General features: G+C 40.3%; 18 protein-coding genes and 1 pseudogene. 5 read left to right on the plus strand and 14 right to left on the minus strand.

The window, feature by feature from the left end; all coding sequences use genetic code 11:
• Window positions 1-9: 9 nt before the first annotated feature.
• Both HMPREF2086_RS02450 and HMPREF2086_RS02455 read left to right on the plus strand, forming a co-directional pair.
• A complete protein-coding gene (locus HMPREF2086_RS02450) occupies window positions 10-1,359 on the plus strand; it encodes an RNA polymerase factor sigma-54 (protein ID WP_023927167.1) in 1,350 nt (449 codons plus the stop codon).
• 30 nt (window positions 1,360-1,389) lie between these two features.
• The gene (locus HMPREF2086_RS02455; protein WP_023927169.1) at window positions 1,390-3,906 is read left to right on the plus strand and encodes an endonuclease MutS2; all 2,517 of its coding nucleotides are present in this window, start codon (window positions 1,390-1,392) and stop codon (window positions 3,904-3,906) included.
• A 241-nt stretch (window positions 3,907-4,147) separates the two neighbouring features.
• Here the strand turns inward: HMPREF2086_RS02455 and HMPREF2086_RS02460 are convergent, their stop codons facing one another.
• On the minus strand, window positions 4,148-6,733 hold the full coding sequence (locus tag HMPREF2086_RS02460; protein WP_023927170.1) for an ATP-dependent Clp protease ATP-binding subunit: 2,586 nt from the start codon (window positions 6,731-6,733) through the stop codon (window positions 4,148-4,150).
• 351 nt (window positions 6,734-7,084) lie between these two features.
• On the opposite strand from HMPREF2086_RS02460, the gene HMPREF2086_RS02465 reads away from it, so the two are divergent.
• The 3 genes from HMPREF2086_RS02465 to kdsB all read left to right on the plus strand — a co-directional run bounded on the left by HMPREF2086_RS02465 (window position 7,085) and on the right by kdsB (window position 10,100).
• A complete protein-coding gene (locus HMPREF2086_RS02465) occupies window positions 7,085-8,437 on the plus strand; it encodes a S41 family peptidase (RefSeq protein WP_023927172.1) in 1,353 nt (450 codons plus the stop codon).
• 107 nt (window positions 8,438-8,544) lie between these two features.
• Entirely contained in the window at window positions 8,545-9,288 is a 744-nt protein-coding gene (locus HMPREF2086_RS02470) for a di-trans,poly-cis-decaprenylcistransferase (RefSeq protein WP_023927174.1), read from the plus strand.
• Between the two features lie 86 nt (window positions 9,289-9,374).
• On the plus strand, window positions 9,375-10,100 hold the full coding sequence (gene kdsB / locus HMPREF2086_RS02475; RefSeq protein ID WP_023927175.1) for a 3-deoxy-manno-octulosonate cytidylyltransferase: 726 nt from the start codon (window positions 9,375-9,377) through the stop codon (window positions 10,098-10,100).
• A gap of 146 nt (window positions 10,101-10,246) precedes the next feature.
• Here the strand turns inward: kdsB and HMPREF2086_RS02480 are convergent, their stop codons facing one another.
• From HMPREF2086_RS02480 to HMPREF2086_RS02540, 13 genes and pseudogenes are all read right to left on the minus strand, one after another.
• The gene (locus HMPREF2086_RS02480) at window positions 10,247-11,398 is read right to left on the minus strand and encodes a DHH family phosphoesterase (protein WP_023927176.1); all 1,152 of its coding nucleotides are present in this window, start codon (window positions 11,396-11,398) and stop codon (window positions 10,247-10,249) included.
• 47 nt (window positions 11,399-11,445) lie between these two features.
• Window positions 11,446-13,665 (minus strand): flagellar biosynthesis protein FlhA, encoded by a 2,220-nt coding sequence (flhA, locus tag HMPREF2086_RS02485; protein ID WP_023927178.1) that lies wholly within the window; start codon window positions 13,663-13,665, stop codon window positions 11,446-11,448.
• Between the two features lie 139 nt (window positions 13,666-13,804).
• On the minus strand, window positions 13,805-14,017 hold the full coding sequence (locus tag HMPREF2086_RS02490; RefSeq protein WP_023927179.1) for a hypothetical protein: 213 nt from the start codon (window positions 14,015-14,017) through the stop codon (window positions 13,805-13,807).
• Between the two features lie 453 nt (window positions 14,018-14,470).
• The gene (locus tag HMPREF2086_RS12295; RefSeq protein ID WP_267902064.1) at window positions 14,471-14,593 is read right to left on the minus strand and encodes a hypothetical protein; all 123 of its coding nucleotides are present in this window, start codon (window positions 14,591-14,593) and stop codon (window positions 14,471-14,473) included.
• A 214-nt stretch (window positions 14,594-14,807) separates the two neighbouring features.
• Entirely contained in the window at window positions 14,808-15,671 is an 864-nt protein-coding gene (locus tag HMPREF2086_RS02500; protein ID WP_023927180.1) for a hypothetical protein, read from the minus strand.
• A gap of 11 nt (window positions 15,672-15,682) precedes the next feature.
• Complete coding sequence (locus HMPREF2086_RS02505; RefSeq protein ID WP_023927181.1) at window positions 15,683-16,129, minus strand: hypothetical protein; 447 nt, start codon at window positions 16,127-16,129, stop codon at window positions 15,683-15,685.
• Between the two features lie 528 nt (window positions 16,130-16,657).
• Window positions 16,658-17,380: pseudogene (locus HMPREF2086_RS12025) on the minus strand (DUF3944 domain-containing protein); the annotation flags it as partial.
• 489 nt (window positions 17,381-17,869) lie between these two features.
• On the minus strand, window positions 17,870-18,763 hold the full coding sequence (locus tag HMPREF2086_RS02515) for a hypothetical protein (protein WP_023927183.1): 894 nt from the start codon (window positions 18,761-18,763) through the stop codon (window positions 17,870-17,872).
• A gap of 201 nt (window positions 18,764-18,964) precedes the next feature.
• Entirely contained in the window at window positions 18,965-20,110 is a 1,146-nt protein-coding gene (gene folP / locus HMPREF2086_RS02520; protein ID WP_034560782.1) for a dihydropteroate synthase, read from the minus strand.
• 147 nt (window positions 20,111-20,257) lie between these two features.
• Window positions 20,258-20,923: a DNA polymerase III subunit delta' gene (locus tag HMPREF2086_RS02525; protein ID WP_051397595.1), complete on the minus strand. Its 666-nt coding sequence runs from the start codon at window positions 20,921-20,923 to the stop codon at window positions 20,258-20,260.
• An 8-nt stretch (window positions 20,924-20,931) separates the two neighbouring features.
• Window positions 20,932-21,492 (minus strand): HobA family DNA replication regulator, encoded by a 561-nt coding sequence (locus HMPREF2086_RS02530; protein ID WP_023927186.1) that lies wholly within the window; start codon window positions 21,490-21,492, stop codon window positions 20,932-20,934.
• 212 nt (window positions 21,493-21,704) lie between these two features.
• Window positions 21,705-22,961, minus strand: coding sequence for an aspartate kinase (locus HMPREF2086_RS02535; RefSeq protein WP_023927187.1), 1,257 nt, complete (start codon window positions 22,959-22,961; stop codon window positions 21,705-21,707).
• Window positions 22,961-23,425 (minus strand): RNA pyrophosphohydrolase, encoded by a 465-nt coding sequence (locus HMPREF2086_RS02540; protein WP_023927188.1) that lies wholly within the window; start codon window positions 23,423-23,425, stop codon window positions 22,961-22,963. Before HMPREF2086_RS02540 ends, HMPREF2086_RS02535 begins: the two co-directional genes overlap by 1 nt.
• Window positions 23,426-23,459: the final 34 nt, after the last annotated feature.

Here is a 23,459-nt window from a genome sequence, read left to right on the forward strand (position 1 = left end):
GGTGGATAAATGGCACAGGCTTCTATGCGACTACGGCAAAATATCAAAGGCAAGCTATCCAATACCTTAAAAAGCTGGCTACCGATTTTGCAAGGGGATTTATCCGAAGTAGAAGAAATCCTAAAAGATTGCGCTATGCAAAATCCATTTATCAATATAAAAAATGCTAGGGAAGAGGATTTTGGGAGAGTTAATAAAGCAAGTAAGGCAAGCAAAAAAAGCAACAGCATAAGTGCAAAATCTAGCATAAGCGAGAAAATCGAGCAGCTAACAATCGCAAAAGATAGCTTCTATGAAAATTTAAGAGCGCAGATTTCTCCCCCGCTTTTTCCCACAGATATTAGTCAGCAAATTGCCTTTGATATTATTGAGGGGATTGATAGCGAGGGGTATTTTAGAGAGGATAGCGAGGCGTGTGCTAAGAGGCTTGGCGTAGAGGAAGCGGAGTATGAAAAAATCAGGCTACGATTTTGCTACTTAGAGCCTCGCGGGGTAGGGGCAAAAGATGTGCTTGAGTCGTTTTGCTTTCAGCTAGAATCAAGTGGCACGGATAACGATACTTATGAGCTTTGCACACAGATAATCCACAACCTAAGCTCGCATACCCAATACAAAAAATCGCCCTTTTATGAAGAAGCGATGAAAATCATACGAAGTTTTAAAAATCCACCCGGGCTAGATTTTGACTATGAGGAAAGCTATAAAATCCCTGATATTTATGTGCTTGAGGAGGAGGGAAGCGTAATCGTGCGAAGCAATGATGAATACTACCCAATAATCGAGCTAGAAAATAGAGAATCTAGGATTGACACACTAAGAAATAATAGAAACGCAAATATGGCAGAAACCCCCCAAGATACAGACAAAGACACACAAATCTACATAAAAACGAAAATCAAAGAAGCACGCGACTTGATAGACGCGCTTGAGATGCGCAAAGCCACGATAAAAAAAGTCGGGCTTATGATAGTGGATTATCAGTATGATTTTTTTATGGGGGGAGAGATGAAGCCTATGAAACTAAAAGATATTGCCGAAGAACTAGGATATGCACCAAGCACGATTTCACGAGCGATTTCTAATAAATATTTGGAGTGCTCAAGGGGGATTTTTGCGATAAAGAGCTTTTTTACCACTGCGATTGAGGGCGATGTAAGCAATGCTTCAATAAAAGATTTTCTAAGCGAAATCATAAAAAGTGAAAACAAGAAAAAACCGCTAAGTGATTTAAAAATCCTAAAAATGATAGAAGAAAAATTTGAACTAAAAATCGTGCGCAGGACGATAACCAAGTATCGAAAACAGCTCAATATCGCAAGCTCAAGTGAGCGCAAAAAACTCTATGAAATAGGGTATTAAATTTCATAAATATAAATTAAAGAATCCCAAATGCAAATAGCGCAAAAAAATCCACAAAATGACAAAAGTATAAAATCACAAATCAGTGAAACTTTTAGCGACACGCAAAAAGAGCAAGAGCAAAATATAATCAATGATTGCTATGAATTTTTGGCTAGCAGTGCGGATTGCAAACTAATAAAGCAGCTTGATTTAGAATCCTTTTTTGCAGATTTTGCTACTTTTCTTGCGCGTAAAAAACCAATGTATTTAAACGGCGATTTGGCTGTGTATAAGAAAATGATAGATGAGCTAGATTTGGCATTTTGTGATAGTATCCACCTGCCACAAATCCCACGCGTAGATTTGCTAGAGCCTGCGCTAATGCACTTAAACAAAAATGGAAATTTGCATTTGAGTCAAATTTATAACATTAGCAAGATTTTGGGGTATTTTTGCACATTGCAAAAACATATCCAAAAAAACTCTCAAATCCCTGCTAAAAGCACTCTAAAAGAATGGATAGAAAAAATCATTTTTCCTCCAAACTTGCTAGAATCTCTGCTTATTTTTACACAAAATGGCGAGATAAAAGACGGTATTTTCCCGCAAATAGATTCTATAAAATCCTCTATCTCAAATGTCGCTTCAAGCATAAAATCCGAATTCTCTGCGCTATTAAATTCTAAACATTTAGAATCTTATTTGGTTGATAAGCAAGTGCATTTTATTTATGAGTGTCAAACACTTTTGCTAAAAGCTGGTTTTAGTAAGGCATTAAATGGCAATATCTTAGAGCGCACGCAAAGTGGGTATTTTTATGTCCTGCCTAGTGCTATTGCTAGGCTTTATGAGCGACAAAATAGCCTAAGAGATAGCCTTGAAGTAGAGATAGCAAATATCGCTAAAAATCTATCGATTTTGCTTAAAAAACATATTTTGTTTTTGCGCTTTATTGATAAGGAGTTTGATAAATTTGATTTACTTCAAGCGCGACTAAATTTTGCAAAATCTAAAAATTTGGAATTTATCTTGCCTTATGTCGCTAGCCAAAAAAAAGCAAAGCAAGCAAAAGATATTTCAAGTTTTTATAGCGACTCTTTAAAAATCATTTTGCACGATTTTTGCCACCCGATTTTAGCAAACCCAAAGCCTACAAATATCGTCTTTGACAAAGGCGCACTTATCCTTACAGGCGTAAATGCTGGTGGTAAAACAATGCTACTAAAATCTATTTTAAGTGCGGTGTTTTTAGCCAAACTTCTAATGCCTATGAAAATAAATCCTCATAAAAGTAGGATTCCTCACTTTAGGCAAATCGCTGCTATCATCTCTGACCCTCAAAACACCAAAAATGATATTTCTACTTTTGCAGGACGAATGCTTGAGTTTAGCCAAAATTTGGGGCGAGAAAATATGCTTTTGGGAATCGATGAAATCGAGCTAGGGACAGATGCTGATGAGGCAAGCTCGCTTTATCAAATCCTGCTAGATGAGATTCTAAAAAGGGGTAATAAAATCGTGCTTACCACTCATCACAAACGGCTTGCTTCGCTTATGGCTGGGGATTCTCGTGTGCAGATGAGTGCGGCACTTTTTGATGTCAATCTAGGCAAGCCTTTATTTGATTTTTTGCACGGAAGCATTGGCAAAAGCTATGCCTTTGAGAGTGCGGAGAGATATGGGATTCCTACTCTTTTGGTTGAGAGGGCAAGGAAGCACTATGGCGAGGACAAAGAGCGACTAAATGAGCTTATAGAGCAATCTAGCAAGCTAGAAATAGAGCTAAAATCCAAGCAAGAACAAGCACAAAAAGAGCTAGAAAATCTACAAAAAAAATCAGCGCAATATGACGAACTCATCATCGCACTACAAGAAAAATTTGCAAAGAAAGAAATGGTAATGGAGAGGGCATACAAAGAAGCACTAGATACACTCAAGCAAAAAGCAAACACGATGAGTGAAGCTCATAGAAATATCAATACTGCTCATAAGATTTTGGAGTCTTTTTATGCACAAGATGATGAGAGCGATGAGAATGCCAAAAATGCTAGGCACACAAAAGCACGCGCTACAAACGCGACAAATCCAAAATCTAGCTACAAAAAGGGTGATACTATCAAGTATAATGGCAAAAGAGGCAAAATCCTAGAAATCCATAGCAAACATTTTTTGGTAGAGCTAGATTCTGGTATGAGGCTAAAGGTGGATTTTGCAAAGGCAAATGAAAAAAGCCACTCAAATCTTTTGCCAACTCATAAACTCCAAAAAGATAGCTCAAAAAGTGTAGCAACAAAAGGCTACACTCTAGAGTTAGCACATAGTGGCGCAAGCCCTAGTCTTGATTTGCACGGATTTCGCGTAGAGGAAGCGATAGAGGCTATGGAGGATTTTATTTCTCAAAGTTTGGTGGCCGGATTTGATGAGGTGGCAATATGCCACGGACTAGGTGGTGGCGTGCTAGCAAGGGTTACACGCGAGTTTTTAAGCACACACCCAAAGGTAGTTAGCTTTTGTGATGCGCCACCAAAGCTAGGTGGCATAGGCACGCAAATCGTGCGATTATAAAATATGCTTTTATAAAAATCTTAAAAAAGCGTAGTGAGATTTTAGGCATTAGCAAAAGGAGTGCAAAAAAAGGCTTGCAAAAGTCTTTGTTTGGTGGCGCAAAATACACGCCACGACAAAAATCTATGAAAAAGTATTTTTTCAAAGTGAGTGGCGCAATTTTTTGCTTATGACTATTTGACAAACATAGCAAAAACACTTTGCAATACTTCTTGTAACCCTTTGACTACAAGCACACTCCTTAGTGTGAAATTTTCGCTTTTATTCCCTCTTTGTCCGCGCTAAATTCTACTTTGTCCCCGTCTTTTAGTTTGTCTTCTAGTATGAGTTCAGCAAGCCTATCCTCTATCTCCTCATAGAGTGCGCGTTTTAGCGGGCGCGCTCCAAACACAGGGTCAAAGCCCACACTTGCGATAAACTCCTTTGCTCTAGAATCTAGAGTGATAGTTATGTCGCGCTCTTTGAGTTTGCTAGCGATGTGGGCAAACATTATATCCACGATTTGTGTTATTTCGCTTTGCCCCAAAGGATTAAAAATCACCATATCATCAAGGCGGTTTAGAAATTCTGGCTTAAAGTAGCCTTTTAGCTCGTCTTTCACGGCGTTTTCGCGCTTAATTTTGTCCTCTATTTGCATTATTTTGTCGCTACCTATATTGCTTGTCAAAATGATAATGGTGTTTTTGAAATCCACCGTTACGCCTTTGTTGTCCGTTAGACGCCCATCATCAAGCACTTGCAAAAGGAGATTAAACACATCAGGGTGTGCTTTTTCGATTTCATCAAAAAGTAGCACACAATAAGGCTTCCTGCGCACCGCTTCGGTAAGCTGCCCGCCCTCCTCATAACCTACATAGCCCGGTGCTGCTCCCACAAGGCGCGAAACCTCGTGCTTTTGCATATATTCGCTCATATCAAAGCGCACGAGATTTTTCTCACTATCAAAGAGAAATCGCGCCAATGCCTTAGCTGATTCTGTTTTGCCCACACCTGTGGGTCCCAAAAAAAGAAAACTCCCAATAGGGCGATTGCTATCGCTAAGCCCTGCTTTGTTGCGCTTGATTGCTCGAGAGATTGCCTTTAGCGCGGCTTGCTGCCCGATGACAGATTGGGCGAGTTTTTCCTCTATGCCTAGAATTTTCTCTTTTTCACTTTGGAGCATTTTTTGGATAGGGATTTGCGTCCAGCGGCTAATGATTTTGGCGATACTCTCTTGGGTAACGGCGTTTTTTAGTAGCGTGCCTCCATCTTGCATTTGCTCCCATTTTTCATTGAGTGCTTTTTCGTTTTCTATCGCCTTTGGTAGCGTGTCATAGTCGATTTTAGCGGCTTCTTCGAGCTTACCCTCACGCTTAAAAATATCGCTATTGCGCTTTAAATTCTCGATTTCATCTTTTGCTTTGGCGATTTGCTCAAAGACAGATTTTTCATTCTCAAACCTCGCTTCTAGCTTTGCCCTCTCCTCATCGGCATTGCTGATTTGCTTTTCTATCTCTTTTAGTCGATTGCTCGCACTTGTGGAGTCTTTTTCCATTTTTAGGGCTTCTTTTTCGACTTTTAGATTTTGCACCACGCGCTTTATGTTTGCAAGCTCAAAAGGCTCAGATTCGATTTGCATTTTTAGCTCGGCAGCGGCTTCATCGATTAAATCAATGGCTTTATCAGGCAAAAATCTATCCGTGATATAGCGCGATGAGAGCTTAGCGGCTGCTACGAGTGCGGAATCTGTGATATTTACTTTGTGGTGGGCTTCTAATCGCTCCTTTAGTCCGCGCAAGATTTGTAGCGACTCACTCACGGTTGGCTCATTTAGCAACACGGGCTGAAATCGCCGTGTGAGAGCGGCGTCTTTTTCAAAGTATTTGCGATATTCTTTTAGCGTGGTCGCGCCGATAGTGTGTAGCTCGCCACGAGAGAGTGCGGGCTTTAGGATATTTGCCGCGTCCATAGAACCCTCGCTCGCCCCCGCTCCCACGATAGTGTGAATCTCATCGATAAACAAAATCACATTGGCACTTTTTTTGACTTCATCAACCACCGCCTTTAGTCGCTCCTCAAACTCGCCTCGATACTTCGCCCCGCTGATAAGTGCACTCATATCAAGCGCGATTACGCGTTTGTTTTGCAAAGAGAGTGGCACATCTTTTTTGATGATTTTTTGGGCTAGTCCCTCTACGGCTGCGGTTTTGCCAACCCCGGGCTCGCCTAGCAAAATGGGGTTGTTTTTTGTCTTTCGTATGAGGATTTGCATAAGTCGCTGTATCTCCTCATCTCTGCCGATGACAGGGTCTAGCTTGCCCTCTAGTGCTTTTGCTGTGAGGTCGATGCCGTATTTTGCTAGGGCTTGGAGGTTTGAGTCATCGTTTTGGTTTAGGATTTTGCTCCCTGCGCGGATTGATTCGAGTGTCTTTGCTAGCTCGTGGGTGTCTATATATTTCCCCAAAATTTGCTTAAAATCATCGCTTTTTAGGTTGGCAATGATGAAATTATCTAGTGCTACGAAGTTATCGCCATTTTGCGTGGCGTGGGCTAGGGCTAAATCTAGTGCGTTTTTTAGCTCGCTTGATAGAGAGATATTTTCACTTGATACGCTAGAGGATTTTGGTAGGGATTCTACCGCGCTTTTTGCTTCTAGCTCTATTGCTTGTGTTTGTGCGTCCATTTTGTTTAGGGCTTGGTTTAGCAGGCTTTGATGATTTGCTAGCATAGCCCAGATGATATGCTTGCTTGTGAGCTCGGCATTGCCTGCGTGCAGGGCAAGCGAAGCGGCAGAATCTAGCGTTTCTTTGAAATGATTTGTAAGTTTGTCAAAAAGAGAATTTTGCATTTTTCACTCCTTTAAGTTTTGTTTTTGCGTTTTTAGTATTTTGTATTTGTGTGCATTGTTTGCTTTTGTCAAAATGAAACTTTATACAAAAGGCATTATAATACTTTAGTCTAAACATATAAACTTTTTTTATTCATTTATTGTTAAGGTTTTGAAAATTTAGTGAGAATCTAGCAATAATTTTGCTTTGTTGCTTGTTTTTAAGCGTTTTTGCGGGATTTGGCTTGATATTTGCTAGTTTTTGGATAAAATACGCCTTTACTTTTAAGCCTAAAATATTTGGGGTAAAGACTTGTTGGTTTAGGCGAGATTTTGCAAATTTTTAAGCACGATTAGGAGAAAAAAGACACGATGAATAAGAAATACTTTTTCTTGGGCGTAGGAATCGCATTTGTTTGGGCTTTGCTAGCTTTTAGCAATGTGTTTGCTATCTCACAAGGCACTCAAAAGCCACAAAATCCACAAGCAGACAGGAAGCAACGCGCTCAAGCGATTGAAAAATTTTCTAAAACACTCTCAATCATAGAATCCTACTATGTCGATGAAGTGGGGGTAGAAGAGATTGTGGATAAAGCTATTGATGGGCTTATAAGCAATCTAGACGCACACTCTGCCTACCTTGATGAGAAAAAATACAAAGAGCTAAAAATCCAAACCAAAGGCGAGTTTGGTGGGCTAGGAATCACAGTGGGGCTAAAAGATGGCGCACTTACCGTAATCGCCCCTCTAGATGATACTCCCGCACAAAGAGCGGGGCTAAAAAGTGGCGATGTTATCCTAAAAATCGAAAATCAAAGCACGATAGGAATGAGTATAGATGATGCTGTAAATCTAATGCGTGGTAAGCCAAAAACACCTATCACTATAAGCATAGTGCGAAAGGGAGAGGGCAAGCCTATGGAGTTCAAGCTCGTGCGCGACATTATCAAAGTCAAATCCGTGTATGCCAAAAAGATTGAGGACACAGATTATCTCTATTTGCGTGTAAATTCATTTGATGAGAATGTAACACAATCTGCAAGTGCAGCCCTAAAAGAGCACACAAAGATAAAAGGACTTGTGCTAGATTTGCGAAATAATCCGGGTGGGCTACTTGACCAAGCGGTGGATTTGTCAAATCTCTTTATCAAAGACGGCGTCATCGTATCCCAAAAAGGCAAAGTCAATGAGGAAAACATAAGCTACAAAGCCACAGGTAAAGCACCATACTCAAAGCTACCTATCGTAGCCCTTGTAAATGCAGGCACAGCAAGTGCTAGCGAAATCGTGTCAGGCGCACTCCAAGACCACAGACGCGCTATCGTGGTGGGTGAGGAGACATTTGGCAAAGGAAGCGTGCAAATGGTAATCCCCATAAGCTCAAATGAAGCTATCAAGCTAACTACTGCCAAATACTACCTACCAAGTGGGAGGACCATACAAGCCGTAGGCGTCAAGCCAGATATAATAGTCCATCCGGGGAGCGTGCCACAAAGTGATGGTGGGCTTGAGATAAAAGAAGCTGATTTACGAAATCATCTAGAAAATGAACTTCGCAAAATCGATAACAAAGGCGAAAAGCCAACCGAATCCAAAAAAGAATCTCAAAAGCTAATCTCTCAATCAGACATAGCCGATGATATACAGCTAAAATCTGCCATAGATGCTCTCACTGCGTGGAATATCTTAAGCGCAGAGAAAACACCAAGTACCAAAGCTAACTAATGCTTTGGCTTAGGAAATCTGTATTTTAGATTTCTTTTGTGTTTTGTGTGGCTATTGATTTGTTTTAGGGACATAATTGCAGGGGGGTTTGGTAATAAAGGCAAAAAATGGCAAAAGATTTAGCCACTTCTTTATCTCATATAGCTATCATAATGGATGGCAATGGTAGATGGGCACAAATGCGTGGTAAAGGACGCAAGGCTGGACACAAAGAGGGGGCAAAAAAGGTGCGCGAAATCACTACTTGGTGTGCTAAAAATCATATTGCTTATCTAACGCTTTATGCTTTTTCCACAGAGAATTGGATTCGTCCAAAGCAAGAAGTGGATTTCCTACTAAAACTACTTGAAAAATACTTAAAAAATGAAGCAAAAACTTATCATAAGCACCAAATAAGATTTCGCGCTATTGGTGATATTGGCGCATTTAGCAATACGCTGCAAAATCTCATAACACAGCTAGAATCTAGCACACATAACTACACAAATCTAACCCAAGTCCTAGCACTTAATTATGGCTCAAGAGATGAGCTAGCTCGTGCATTTGGCAAAATCCTAAAATCTAAGCAACTAGCAAAACCTATTCAAACACAACAAATGCCACAAACGCTACAAAAATCTAGCGACATACAAGCCCTAATAGCCAAGAATTTAGACACTTATGATTTGCCAGATGTGGATTTGCTTATCCGCACAGGTGGGGAGCAACGATTATCAAACTTTTTGCTATGGCAGGCAAGCTATGCGGAGCTGTATTTTAGCAAGACGCTTTTCCCAGATTTTGGCACTAGGGAGCTAGAGCAAATTATAGTGGATTTTAGCAAGAGAGTTAGGCGATTTGGCGGGCTATGAGGCAAAAACTAGCAAAAACCAAGAATCGACAAAGATAAAAGCAAGCCAAATCTAATAAAACCTCAAAAACACTTTAAGGAGAAAAAATGATAATTATCCCAGCTAGGCTTTCCTCCACCCGCTTTCCAAACAAGATTTTGGCAGACATACAGGGCGAACCGATGCTAATAAAAACTGCTAAAAATGCTAGCAAAATCGATGAAGTGTGTATAGCTTGTGATGATGAGGGAGTGCTTAAGCTGTGCAAAAGCGTGGGATTGCGAGCCCTCATCACTTCTAAGCACCACCAAAGTGGCACAGATAGATGCAATGAAGCGGCAAAAAAGCTCGGGCTAAACAGCAAAGAAATCATCATAAATATTCAAGCAGATGAGCCGTTTTTGGAATCAGTCGTGATAGAATCGCTAAAAGACATAATGCAAAAAGGTGCTTGGATGGGGAGCTGCGCAAAAGTGATAAGCCAAAGCGAAATAGAAAATCCAAATCTCGTAAAAGTCGTGCTAAATAAGCAAAATGAAGCGATTTATTTTTCTCGCGCAAGCATTCCTTTTTGGCGAGATAAAGAGTCCAAAAGCCCACCGATTTATTATGGGCATTTGGGTGTATATGGATATAGCGTGGAATCTTTGGCGGAGTTTTGTGCATTGCCAAATGAGCTAGATTCTAGCCCGCTAGAGCATATCGAAAAGCTAGAGCAACTTCGTGCTATATACTATGGCAAACGCATACAAATGACAGTCGTGCAGAGCCAAAGTATCGGCATAGATACAAAAGAAGATTTGCAAAGAGCATTGGAGCGATTTGGCTTGTAAAAATAGATAGATTTTCTAAGTGATTTTGCTATGAGGGAAATCTGCAAAAACGCGTTATGACAAAAATAAACGATTTTGTTTGCGTAAAAAACTCCTAAGCAATTTTTGGATTTGAAAAAAAACCGCACGCTAAAAAGTTAAAAAATCTAGCCTTGCAGGGCGTTTTGGACTTGAGATTTTATATCCTCATATAAAAAGCTCTCTTTGAAATTATCTAGCTTGCCTCCTGCGGCATTTTTGTGTCCCCCGCCGTTAAATACTTCTTTGCTTAGCTCGCTTACATCGCACGCACCATTTGCTCGCAGGCTAATCGTGCCACGCATATTTATATCCATATAAAAATCATACTCCTCATTTTGTCGCAAAAAGCGATTGGCAAGCACGCTAATCCCACCCATACAATAGCTCAAAAAACCCCTTTTGTCTCCATAAAAAATCGTGCAATTCTCTTTCATTCCCTCCAAAAGTTCGCACTGGATACGAGAGCAAACACTATCCATTGTTTCTTTATCTGGTGTGCCTTTTAGAGCGAGCTTTTTTAGCATAAACACAGCGTTGTCAAATTCTACCGCACCTTTTTGTAAATACTCAAAAGCAAAATCCAAAAGGGCAAATTTATACGCCCTATGAGGTTCATCAAACATAAAGCGATTTAGTTCATTGCTCATAGCTATCATTCCAAGCGCGACTTTGCCAAACTCAAAATTCTCTCCATCTTCTAGCCAAATATCTATGGCATTTATCATCTCTATGAAGTCTTTTAGCTTAGATAGATTCTCTAGTTTTTGATTTTCTAGCGAAAACATTTTTGGCAGTGTTTCATAAGTGATTTTGCTAGCACAGCGCGTATCATCTAGATGATACCATTCATAGATTTTGGCGCACTCCTCGCCACTTATGTGGTGGTCTAGCAGTAGGGCTTTGACATTGTGTCCGCTTGCTTCATAGCTTGCTATTTTTTCATTTAGCCATTTCGCCTCACTAGGAGTTAGGTTTAAATCCGTGATTAAAATCAAAAATTGCTCGCCAATGTCGCTAGAATCTAGCTTTTTATCAGCCTTGTTATTTGACTTATCACTTAGCTTAGGGCGAAACTTTGATTCTAGTAAGCTAAGCGTGGAGGTCATATCGCCTTTTGTGAGTTGTGCGTCTATTTTTGTGCAGATATGTTGTAGTCGCACGCTGACTTCTTTGCCGTAGTTTGCGTTAAAAAAGCAAATATCATCAAACACTTTATTTGCGACATATTGACAGCCATAGCCGTCCAAATCCGTATGAGATAGATGAAAAACTTTCATTTTTATTCCTTATGATTTGTTATTGCGATAGATTTAGCTTTGTGCGCTTAGGCACTCCTAAAGCTAGGCTCAATGATTCCTACAAACTCGTATTTGGAGTTTATATCAATTTCTGCGGAGCTAAGAAGCACGACATCGATTCGCAACTCTTTTAGTTTGTTGTATAGCGGACGCCGTAGCTTTGGTCCTGCTACGATGACAAAGTGCAGGATATTTTTTGCTTTTAGCTCGCCTACTTTTGATTCGCACGCTTCTAGTAGCTTTTGGGTTTCTCCTGTGCTTAGCTCCAAAATCAGCCCAAAATCTGGGTCTATGCGAATTTTGGAGTTTAGATACTCCTCATCAAGTGGTGCAAAGGTAAGAATCTTTAGGCTTCCATCATCAGCGGCAAAAGTATGCGTTATCACCCGCGCTAGCTTGGAACGGACATTTTCTACGACTAGGTCAATATCCATATTTTGTTTATCTACGATAGTTTCTAGGATAGTTAGCATATCTCGTATAGGCACTTGCTCAGATAGTAGCTTTTGTAGCACGGAGCGAATCATAGCTGGGATTTTGCGTGCTTCTTCAATAAGTGCTGGGTAGTCCTCTGCCATTCTGTCTAGGATTTCTTTGATAGCATCACGCGTGATAAACTCTTCTGCGTGTCGCTTGACTAGCTCGCTGATATGTGTAGAAACCACCGTGCTAGGGTCTATGATAGTGTAGCCACTCATTAGCGCGTCTTCTTTGTCTTTTGGCTCTATCCATAGGGCGTTCATACCAAATGCTGGCTCTGTGGTTTCTATACCCTCGATTTTTTTGCCAACGATGCCTGTATCCATTGCTAAAAATTTGTGTGGCATTACCGAGCCTTCGCCTATGACTACGCCTTTTAGCTTGATTTCGTAGTTTTGTGGTGGTAGGTGGAGGTTATCCCTGATTCTCACTTGTGGCATAAGAAATCCAAAATTTGAAGCGAGGTTTTTGCGCACAGAGCGCACACGCTCAATAAGCACTCCTCCTTGTTTTTGGTCGGCTAGCCCGATAAGCTCATATCCTAGCCCTAGCTCTAAGAAATCAATTTTTAGCGCGTCATTTAGATTTCGCTCTTCTTCTTTTTTGATTTCCTCTGGGGATTTTTCTTCTTTGGGTGCGGGGGCGTGGCTAGCTTCTTTTGCCTGCTCCTCCTCATCAAAGCTAGGCAATGACAAATCCATATTGAATCGTTTGTTTATCCAATCTATGAGTATAGATAAAAGACTTCGCTTATCTTCGCGAGAGAGAACCCACGCGATAAATAGCATAAGTGAGCCTACAAACATAAGCGACAAAGTCGGCAAGCCGGGTATGGAGGCAAAAAGTAGCAAAATCGCGCCCACGATGATGAGTGTTTTTGACTGCGAAGTAAGCTGGGATATGAGATTTTGGGCGAAGCTTTCTTTTGAGTTTTCACTAGCAGCTGTGCGTGTGGCGACTATACCTGTGGCAGTGGCGATGACTAGGGCTGGGATTTGCCCCACTAATCCATCACCGATAGTCAAAATACTAAAAGTGCTAGCAGAATCTGCTATGCTTAAATCGCGCTGAAACACACCGATAAGGAATCCACCGATAATGTTTATAATGGTTATGATGATAGAGGCTATGGCATCGCCTTTGACAAATTTGCTAGCACCATCCATAGAGCCATAAAAATCTGCTTCTTGGGCAAGTGCTGCTCGCCTAGCCTTTGCTTCATCTTCGCTTATAAGTCCGCTGTTGAAATCCGCATCAATCGCCATTTGCTTACCCGGCATCGCATCTAGCGCAAAGCGCGCTCGCACTTCTGTTACGCGTGTAGAGCCATTTGTAACTACAAGTAGATTTACAAGCACCAAAATTGTAAAGATAATCGTGCCGATGACATAGTTTCCACCTATGGTAAATTCCCCAAATGCAGCGATAATATCACTAACCGCGTTTGGTCCTTTATACCCCTCGGTTAGAATCATTCTAGTGGTGGCGACATTTAGCGCAAGGCGATAGAGTGTAACGATAAGCAAAAGTGTGGGGAAAGCTGAAAAATCCGTAGGCTTAGTAATATAGAGGGCTATAAAAATGATAAGGATTGAAAGCATAATAGAAATAGTGATGAGAAAATCTAAAATCGCAGGGGGGAGCGGGACAATGATGATGACTAAAATACAGAGCAAAAAGGCTACGACGGTCAAGTCTTTGGATTTTTGAAGTGTGCCCAAAAAAGAAAAAAGTCGTTTATAAATGTTTTGCCTTGCAGTTGCCATTTTTAGCGAGCCTTTTGGTGTTTAAATCGTTTTGGTGTTTGCTAGAGGTTAAGAAAGTTTGCAAATAAATATTTTAAGCAAAATCTAGCTAAGAAAATCTTGGAATTGTAGCTAAAAATGGCTAAGAAATGGTTAAAACTCATAAGGCAAGTGCAAACATAAGCACGGAAAGAGGGGCTATCAATATTGCTAGATTCTCGTAGCAAACAAGGCTGTTTGAAAGGCTGTTGTAAATAAAGTTATTGTGGGGGTTTGTATCGCAAGCAAGGCTATTATTAGTAACGCTATTGCGACTAAGCATAAAATAGCCTATTTCTTTCTTTTTGATTTTTTTATGGATTGCCACGCTCATTTCATTTGCTCGCAAAACAAGCGTAGCGCAGTTTCTTTAGAAAACAAGCGTAGCGCAGTTTCTTTAGAAAACAAGCGTAGCGCAGTTTCTTTAGTAATGACGGAAATATTTGTGTTTGCTTTGTTGGCAATGGAAGCATTTGCATTGCTAGCAGTTGCGTTTTTGTCGTTTGCAGTTGCCAACTTTGCTTGAGAAGCGGAGGTAGGATTTACCCACCCCCTAGCCCCCTCCGCAAGGGAGGGGGAAATTACATTATGCCCACTCGTGCTAAGGGAGGGGGGAACTGATTGCTTGCTACTATTTGCTTTATCATATTGAGGTTTCGCAAGAAACCAAAATATCTCTAGATTCTGTCAGCCCATTTTCCGTTTTCATATTGAGGACAAGCGAAATATCTCTATTTTGTTTTTGTCATACTTCGGCTAAAGCCTTAAGTATGACAATATTTTTTTGTCATTGTGAGAAAATGGGCGTAGCGAATGAGCGTGGCAATCCACAAACCCACACGCCATTATCGTCATTGTGAGCAAGTCGCAAGACTTGCGTGGCAATCCAAAAGTAAAAAGAAAAAGACATAGATTGCCACGAGAATCCTTGCGGATTCTCTCGCAATGACGAGTAAAAGCGCAGTTTCTTTAGAAAACAAGCGTAGCGCAGTTTCTTTAGAAAACAAGCGAAGCGAAGTTTCTTTAGAAAGCCTTTGGCTTCTTTAGCAAAACAAGCAAGTTTTTTAACAAAAATTCCCCTAGCAAGAGAAATGCGCCTAGCTAATTTATGCTAATTGCAAAATCTAATCTTTTGCTTTATCAAAAGTCATTTTATAAAGCAACTTCACTCTTTGCCTATGCTCTGTCTTTAGCTCATCTTGCAAATCTATCTTAAATTTAGCCTCAAAAAACTTGCATATATCAACATTTGCATTTATTTTGCGTATAGTTTTATTATACTCTGTGATATGCCCACTTTTATCGACTTCGTGGCTTGTCGTGCCGATTTTTTCGCCATTTATATAGTCGCGTATCTGCTCTTTAAATGACGGGTCAAAGGCATTTAGATTGATTCCTTGCTCTTTGATAAAATCTGCAAGTTCTTGCGGATTCTTTTTGCGCTCTATAAGCTCCTCGCTGTGCTGATAGCTAAATTTAGCATCATTGCTTTGTAGGCTATTACTTGCGCTTGCATATCCAAATCCTACGCCAATATCTGCTCCGTGCGTTACTTTGTTTGCTCCTGTGCCCTCACTCCAGCTACTAGATTTGACACTACCGCTTATATCAAAGTCTTTATTTTGCTCTTTGGATTCAAGGACTTCTTCTGCATAGCTAAATTCCCATTTACACGCACCCATATAGTCAGCGATTTCTCTCATTACCATTTCTAGATGAGAGAAATAATTTTGAGAATAATTTGGCAATGGATAAAACGATTTATCGCCCACATACAAATCACTTCTAATGGCTAATCCCTCATAATCCCCAATAGGCTTAGATTTATCGCCACTAAATAGCTCTTTATTATGCGTATCATCAAAGCAAACCACCTTAAAATCCTCTCTCTCAAGTTCCTTTTTAATGTCCGCATATTCGGGGTCTAATCTCATTGCGTTTTGCATTGTTTTACTTGCGATAAAAACCTTTTCTAACTCTTGTGTCATTTTTAGCTCCTTTATTTTTTTAGTAACAAATAAGCGACAAAGGCAAGCAATGCTATGCCACCCACGATAACAACCGTGTTTTTACTCGCGCCACCTTTTTGCCTAGCTACGAATCGCTCCTCAAACTCGCCCTTTAGCTCCAAAAATCGCTCATATTCAAGCCCCATTACCTCAAGTGTCTTTTGTATAAGCTCATTTGAAGTATCTTTATCCCAAACGATTAGGGCGATTCGCTTTCGTCCTATGTCGTCTTTTATAGGGTGGCATAATGAACAAAATATTTTGCCGTTATCAAGTTCAAAATATGAATCACCCCTCACTTTTATGCCACTACACTCTTTTAGAATCGCATTCACACACTCCCTCTGTGTTTCGTCTGTAACAAGTTTGCCATTTTGTATTGTGATATGCTTACGATGATTTTCCTTATGTATGCCAGATATAGTCGCATTTATCATCGTTTCCTCCTAGTCCGTGATAAAATCACAAAGCTCTTGTTGCCTTTGCTCGCCACTAAATTGTGTCAAATCCAAAATTTGACATTCTCCATTTTTGCTAATTTCACTAGAGAGATTTTGAATCTGTGTTTGACTTATGCCACACTCAAGGCATTTATCTTTATGTGTGCCGATGATTTTTAGCGTGTAGCCTTTTTTCTCACACAGCTCTTTATGATTTTGCAAATCCATTTGTATTTGTTCTTTGATTTTTTCATTTGTGAGATAATCATCAGCCCTAAAGACATAGACATATTTTGTGTTAGATTCTAAGCCCCTTCGTGCCTCGATATTTTCATCGTCATTTTCCCTTTGTCCACCTGTATTTACCACTTTCAATGTTTTTCCACAAGCATCAAAAGTTTCATATTCTAAATTAGTTGTGGTGTGCCAATCTTTTATAAATTTGCACTCTTTTAGGATATGAAATATCGTATCCTTGCCCACGCCCGTTTCGCCTGTCAAAAATACATTGTAAGTGTTGCCCTGTCTTAGTCGCAAAAATGCCACTTCTATCACAGCGGGTATAGTTATCCTATATGCTGGTCCTGCCAAATCTACTCCCGTCCAAAGCCCTGTGATAACCCAGCCTATCGGTCCAGCAAATGCGCTTAAAGCTCGTGTAAGTCCTGCATTTGCTGCGAAGGTAAGCCCTCTGCCAATCACTTGCTTTGCCACAGCATTGGCTACGATTAGGGCAAGCTGATATGACGCAAAGCCACCCGCTTTTATTGCGCCCTGCATAGCAACGAGTGCTGCTTGCTTGCCAAATCCCATTGCACTGCTAATATTTGTGCCTTTGTTTATTTCTTTGACTATTTGTTCTAGCTCTTTTGTATCCATTTTATCTATGGCTTTTTCCAAAATCTTTGCAAACAATTCGCCCTCAATGCGCTCCACAGATGAATTTTTGTTGTAATTAACCCTCAAGTTATCACACACATCACAAAGGATTTCCTTATAAAGCACTCCCTTGCCACCTCTAAGCATTGTTGCGAAAGTGTTGCCACCAAAACATTGAATCTCTCCCATTATTTCCTCAATATATTTTATGTGGTCAGGGTGAAATTTTTTATAAAGAGGATTCATTGTCAATTCTTCAGTGAAATTCCCACTACCCTCTTTGCCTATGAGTATCTCCACAAGCGTGTCCAAATCTGCGCTTTGCATATAGCGCAAAAACTCCAAATCCTCATCAAATCTATAAGCCATAAAGCCTCCTTTTGTTTTTCATAAATTATACAAAAGGGGTGCGACAGCATTTGTCGTCTGCAACATAGTTGCATAAATTTTTGCAAAAATTTTGTGGATTTTTTGCAATTTTTGCGAAAATGTCGTGTGTAGCGGGATTTTCTCAAGCTACGATAAGTAACATTCGTTTTTTTTTTTTTTTGTAGATTGGATTTTGGGGAGATTTAGGGGTATTTTTGATGATTTTTGGGGTAATTTTTTGGAGGTTTAAGCGAGGTTTAAGGTATTTAAGCGGTTTTTAAGGTTTTGTGGGTAGGGGAGGCTTTTTATACAGATTTTATAATGCACTAGCCAAAGGGCATATAAGCTAAGCAAAAAATATCGCATATCATTTGTGTATGCTTTAGATAGCACAAGCGAAATATTTATCATAAACATTTCGCTTGTGAATAATGGAGAGATATAGTAGAGAATACTTCCTAAAGACTTTTTGGGCAGATTTTAGGCTTTTTATTTTTTAGATTTTTTTGGCTTTTTACCTGCATTGGCTTCTTGTGCTTGGCTTTGGGCTTGTGCTTTTGCGGCAATCTCTGCTTTTAGCTTATTGATATTTTCTAGCTGCTTGCACGCTACTTCAAAGCCACCTTTGCAGCCTTTGTCTGCCAAATCCACTGCTTTGTCGATATATTTGTCAATGTATGGTTTTGCCTTAAGCGTGTCTTTTGTTTGCTCAAAGTATGATTTGCCCATACCAAGACAACCCATAGCACTTCCTAGCTCGCAGGCTTTTTCATATAGTCTTGTTTCATTTGCTTTATCTCCTAGCTCGCCTACTACTTTGCCATAAAAAGCACAAGCTGAAGCATACTCTTTATCGCAAGTTTTGTATAGAATGTCTATGTCTTCAGATTTTACTTCCTCGCTAGTAAGCACTGCGACTTTTAGGACGCAGGATTTGTCATTGCCCTTGCCTTTGCACAGTTTGTGAAACTTTTTTACTTGCGTAGATTTGCACTTATCACGCTCTGCACCTTTATCTAGGGCATTGCACTCGGCTTGTTTTTTGCTCCACTCGCTAGTATCTATCTCGCTCCACACTTCCCAATCGCTATTTGGGTATTTTAGCTCAATGCTTTCCCCAATGTCTTGCTGTGTGTTAGCTTGTGTGCTAGTGGCTGCTTGAGTATTAGAAACCGCTTGAGAATCAGCTTGTTCATTAGAATCAGCTTGCACTTGAGGGGCACTTTGAGCTTGAGAATCAGCTTGTTCGCTAGGATTTACTTGTGTTTGAGATTCTTGCTTAGAATCTGGGCTAGATTCTTTGGCAGAATCCGTGCTTAGAGTCTCTCCAAACGCTACAAATCCAAAAAACCCAAACGCTAATACAATCGCTATTTTTTTCATAGCTACTCCTTTTAAAGTTTTAAGTATGTGAGGAAATTTTAGCATTTTTTTTTTAAATCAAATGATTTTTTAGTTGTGAGTGGATTAAAATCTGCGCAAAAAAATAATAAAAGATTATTACTAACTTGTTTTGCTGCCACAGACAAAAGACATAAGGGCATTTTAGATTTTGTCAATCATTAGCACAGAAGCTGGCATAGATTAGCATAGCTCATTAAACGCACTAAGGATTTTTAGCATATCGATATGCTCAGCAAAGTCGTGTGTGCGGATAATGTTCGCTCCATTTTGAAGTGCGAGTAAGTGCAAAGCCAAGCTACCACTTAGTCGCTCGCTTGGAGATTGTCTGCTTGTGATTGCACCGATAGTGCTTTTGCGACTAGCACCTACCAAAATCTCATACCCAAAGTGCTTAAAATGTGCTAGGTTTTGGATAAGGGCTAGATTTTGGGTGTGAGTTTTGGCAAAACCAAAGCCAATATCTAGCACAATCCTGCTTGCTTTGTGTGCTTCTAGCTCACAAATTTTGTGTGCAAAAAACTCATCTACTTCGCTTATGAGATGAGTATATTCACTAAGATTTGCCATATCTTTTGGCGTGCCTTTTGTGTGCATAAGCACTACTTGAGCGTGGTAGTGGGCGATGACTTCAAGCATTTTTTTGCTTTTTATTCCGCTTACATCATTTATCATTGCAAAGTCGTGCTTCAACGCAAAATCCGCTACTTCAGCGTTGTAGGTATCAATAGAAAAGGACACCTTTTTTGCTAGATTTTCTCTTCTTATAAACTCACATACTTCTTTAAGTCGTTTTTTTTCTTCACTTGGGTTTATCAGCTCACTTCCGGGGCGAGAGCTAGCTGCACCTATGTCGATGAGAGTAGCACCAGAATCTATAAGCGAGATTATGGATTCTATCGCCTTTTTTGAGCTGTGTCTAGAGTCTGCATAGAAGCTATCAGGGGTTATATTGATGATTGGCATAATGATTTTGTTTTGGCTATATTTGTTGGCGAGATGGGATTGTAGTTTTTTTGCTATTTGCTTTAGTCCAAAGGGTTGGATTTTGCATTTGTAGATGATTTTTTCTAGCTGTGTGTGCGTAGCGATAAGCAGAGCATTATATAGCTTTTTCTCCCCTAGTATCGCCTCTCTTGGCGTGGCTAAATCCCCCCCCGCGCTTAATGCCTCTTGCTTTAGGATATTTAGTGTGGGTAGGCTTAAATCTTGTAGTGAGAAAGCAAGCACTTCGCCCTTTTTTTGCATAATCTTTGCCCCCATTTTTTCTGTGCCGATTTTGCTAAGCCACTTTGGTAGCAAATCTATATTTACTCGCTCCAAAACCACTTCTTTTTTGCTATTTGAGCTAGTTTGTGTGCTTGCTTGTTTATCTTGCGTGTTTGTTTGTGTGGATAGCTTATGTGCTTCTTGCTTGGGATTTGGGGGGTTTTTTGGCATTTTGACTCTTTTTAGATTTTGCTTAGTTTTTGGGTTTTATAAAGCCCTTTTAGTGTTGTTTGTTTTTTGTCTAAGTAGTAGCATAAGTAGCAGTGGGGTTATCACTAGCGAAATTCTGCGGTAGTTGTGTAGCTCCAAAAGTGCGTTATCAAACATTTCTAGCTCTTCCTCGCTTAGCTTTATACCTGCTTTGTGGATAGCAATTAGTAGGGATTCTACCATTTCTTTGCCACTTGTTTTTGTCCCCTCGCTTGCGTTTATGTTTTTTAGAAAATCAAAGATTTTGCCCAAGTCTAGCCTTGTTATATCAAGTCCAAAAGAAGCAATCTCACTTTTTTCGCGCAAATCCTCTAGCACAAGCCTAGAGCGAATCGTAGGTAGCAAAGCGGTTTTGTTGCGCGTGATGATGATAAAATGGATATTTTGTGGTGGTTCTTCTAGGATTTTTAGTAGGGCGTTTTGGGCTTCATTGCGGAAGTTTTGTGCAGCAATGATGATAGTTTTTTTCTCTTTTTCGGCGATATAGGCTTGGGCGATTATGGCGTGGGCGTCTTCCATTTTGACTTCCTCACATACAAAATCACGCACGATTTCGTTGCGCGAGGCAATCTCATCTTTTAGCGACTGTGCTTTTTCAAAAATATCATAGCTTAGGATAATGTTGCCTGTGTATTGCATTTTGCCTCGATTGTTTTGATTCACTAGATTGGCTACTCTAGGACAACTTTGCCAAGCACAGAAGCATATAGCGATTTTTCAAATAATTGGAGCATCTCAATAAGTTTATAATCCAAAAATTCATCGCTTTCTTTTAGGACAAAAGATTGTCGCACGCCCTCATTTAGCACCCAAAAAAGTCCATTTCCTCTCCCCATACACAAATCCGCCATAATCGTATCGCTCCGCCCCACATACCAAAACATATAATCTTTGTAAGCGATTTTTAGCATATTGCGGATATTTTCCATATTTTCTTTTTGTAGCACAAAATGCGCGGGAAAAAGACTTTTTAGGCTAAGCACGGGTAAAATCGGGCGAGGTTTGCTAGAGCTATGAAATCTTGCTAGCGCATAAGATATGAACCAATCCCTACGCTCATCAGTAGCAAGTAGCAATGCCCCGCCATCTAAAATATGCTTTATCGCAGGGAGTGAAGTATCTGCCCAAATATTTCTTGCTACCTCAAGCCATTGTCTATCATTAGCCCACTTTTTGCAATCGCTGCGGATATTATCTAGCAGCCACGAGCGAAAATCTAACACTTCTTGCATAATATCTCCTTTTTTAAAAATATTTCCCTTTTTGGTTGTGATGGCTTAAGTCGCGCTAATATTTTTAGCCAAACTTAAAAAACATAGCTAACGCGCTTTTTTGATTGACATAAAAATATAAAAACAAAATTTGCATAAAGCTAAGATTTTTGATTTTTTGGATTTTGTCGTTTTGTTTTGTGGATATTGCTTGTGGATTTGCAGCTTGATATTTACACGGGGCAGGATTCTAGCTTGTATGCGCTATGCAGAGCGCGCACTGCATTTTCTGCGTGTCGTAGTCCGATTACCATAGAGACTTTTATCTCACTTGTGGAAATCATCATTATGTTGATATTTTCGCTTGCAAGTGCGCGAAATCCAGCACTTGCCACGCCACTGTGAGATTTCATACCCACACCCACGATAGAGACTTTGGCTATGTCGCAGTCATATTCGATAGATTCTACATCTTTTTTAAATGGCTCTAATGCTAGCTTTGTCTGCTCTATGTCTGTTTGGGGGATAGTAAAATCTATATCCGTCTTGCCATCTCTCCCGATAGTTTGCACTATCATATCTACATTGATATTGGCATTTGCAAGTGCGCTAAAAATCTCTGCGGCAATGCCCGGTCTATCTATCACATCTGCTATGCTTACTCGCGCTTGGTTTTTATCTAGTGCGATTCCACTTACGATTGGCTTTTCCATTATGTCCTCCTCTTTTGTGATAAGTGTGCCCTCTTTTTGGGTAAAAGAGCTACGCGTAACAAGCGTAACACCCCATTTTTTTGCTAGCTCCACAGAACGATTTAGCAAGACTTTTGCACCCATAGAAGCAAGCTCTAGCATTTCATCGTAGCTGATTTTGTCGATTTTGCGTGCGTTTTTTTCGATTCTAGGGTCGGTGGTGTAGACGCCATCGACATCGGTGTAGATTTCGCACAAATCCGCTTTTAGCGCACCTGCTAACGCCACTGCTGATAAATCGCTCCCTCCTCGTCCAAGCGTAGTAGTCTCTCCCTCTGCGCTCACACCCTGAAATCCAGCCACCACGACAATGTAGTCTTGTGCTAGGAGTTCTTTTATGCGTGCGGTGTTTATGGATTCGATTCGCGCTTTTGTATGTGTGCAATCAGTGAGTATGCCCGCTTTTTCGCCACTTAGTGAGATTGCTTTGTAGCCCTTTGATTCTAGGGCGATAGCTAGAAGTGCGGCGGTTACGCGCTCGCCTGCGCTTAGTGCCATATCTACTTCGCGCTCATTTGGTAGCTTGCTAAAGTATTTGGTGTAGTTGATAAGTGCGTCTGTTTGCCCGCTCATAGCAGATACTACGATTACGAGTTGGTTATTTTGGGGATTTTCATTTTTTTCATTTTGGGATTTTTCTTGTGTGGTTTTTAGTGCGTCTATCACGCGATTTGCCACGCTATCGATTCGCTCGCAATCTCCCACGCTTGTCCCACCGTATTTTTGCACGATTAGCATTATAGATACCCTTGCGTTTTGAAGTAGTTTAGCACCTTGCTATACACATCTCGCTTAAAGCTTTTTACTCTCTTAAACACTTCTGCAATCTCTACAAACTGATATGAGACAAACTCTGGGTGCGCTGTTTGTAGATTGATTTTGGCATTTGGCTTTAGCCTAAGCAAAAAATATCGCTGTGTTTGTCCATCAAAGGGTTGCATTTTTGTCCGCACATCTTCGGGAAAATCGTAGTTTATCCATTGTGGGTATTGCGCCAAAATCTCTACTTCATCAGTGCCTATTTCTTCAAGCAATTCCCTAAATAGTGCTTCTTGTGGATTTTCCCCCTCATCTATACCGCCTTGTGGGAATTGCCACACTCCGCGCACATCGCTTCTCTCGCCCAAAAAAAACTCACATTTTTTGGGATAATGTGATGAAAGGATTATAGCTGCGACATTTGGGCGGTATTTTTTTGCCATTTTTTGCCTTTACCTGTGGTTTTGTAGTTTTGTT

This window comes from Helicobacter macacae MIT 99-5501, assembly GCF_000507845.1.
In the GTDB taxonomy this organism is placed as follows: domain Bacteria; phylum Campylobacterota; class Campylobacteria; order Campylobacterales; family Helicobacteraceae; genus Helicobacter_B; species Helicobacter_B macacae.

Coding starts and splice junctions, on each gene's coding strand:
- HMPREF2086_RS02450 (WP_023927167.1), top strand. CDS start 10: ATGGCACAGGCTTCTATGCGACTACGGCAAAATATCAAAGGCAAGCTA.
- HMPREF2086_RS02455 (WP_023927169.1), top strand. CDS start 1,390: ATGCAAATAGCGCAAAAAAATCCACAAAATGACAAAAGTATAAAATCA.
- HMPREF2086_RS02460 (WP_023927170.1), bottom strand. CDS start 6,733: ATGCAAAATTCTCTTTTTGACAAACTTACAAATCATTTCAAAGAAACG.
- HMPREF2086_RS02465 (WP_023927172.1), top strand. CDS start 7,085: ATGAATAAGAAATACTTTTTCTTGGGCGTAGGAATCGCATTTGTTTGG.
- HMPREF2086_RS02470 (WP_023927174.1), top strand. CDS start 8,545: ATGGCAAAAGATTTAGCCACTTCTTTATCTCATATAGCTATCATAATG.
- kdsB (WP_023927175.1), top strand. CDS start 9,375: ATGATAATTATCCCAGCTAGGCTTTCCTCCACCCGCTTTCCAAACAAG.
- HMPREF2086_RS02480 (WP_023927176.1), bottom strand. CDS start 11,398: ATGAAAGTTTTTCATCTATCTCATACGGATTTGGACGGCTATGGCTGT.
- flhA (WP_023927178.1), bottom strand. CDS start 13,665: ATGGCAACTGCAAGGCAAAACATTTATAAACGACTTTTTTCTTTTTTG.
- HMPREF2086_RS02490 (WP_023927179.1), bottom strand. CDS start 14,017: ATGAGCGTGGCAATCCATAAAAAAATCAAAAAGAAAGAAATAGGCTAT.
- HMPREF2086_RS12295 (WP_267902064.1), bottom strand. CDS start 14,593: ATGTCTTTTTCTTTTTACTTTTGGATTGCCACGCAAGTCTTGCGACTT.
- HMPREF2086_RS02500 (WP_023927180.1), bottom strand. CDS start 15,671: ATGACACAAGAGTTAGAAAAGGTTTTTATCGCAAGTAAAACAATGCAA.
- HMPREF2086_RS02505 (WP_023927181.1), bottom strand. CDS start 16,129: ATGATAAATGCGACTATATCTGGCATACATAAGGAAAATCATCGTAAG.
- HMPREF2086_RS02515 (WP_023927183.1), bottom strand. CDS start 18,763: ATGAAAAAAATAGCGATTGTATTAGCGTTTGGGTTTTTTGGATTTGTA.
- HMPREF2086_RS02530 (WP_023927186.1), bottom strand. CDS start 21,492: ATGCAAGAAGTGTTAGATTTTCGCTCGTGGCTGCTAGATAATATCCGC.
- HMPREF2086_RS02535 (WP_023927187.1), bottom strand. CDS start 22,961: ATGCTAATCGTGCAAAAATACGGTGGGACAAGCGTGGGAGATTGCGAG.
- HMPREF2086_RS02540 (WP_023927188.1), bottom strand. CDS start 23,425: ATGGCAAAAAAATACCGCCCAAATGTCGCAGCTATAATCCTTTCATCA.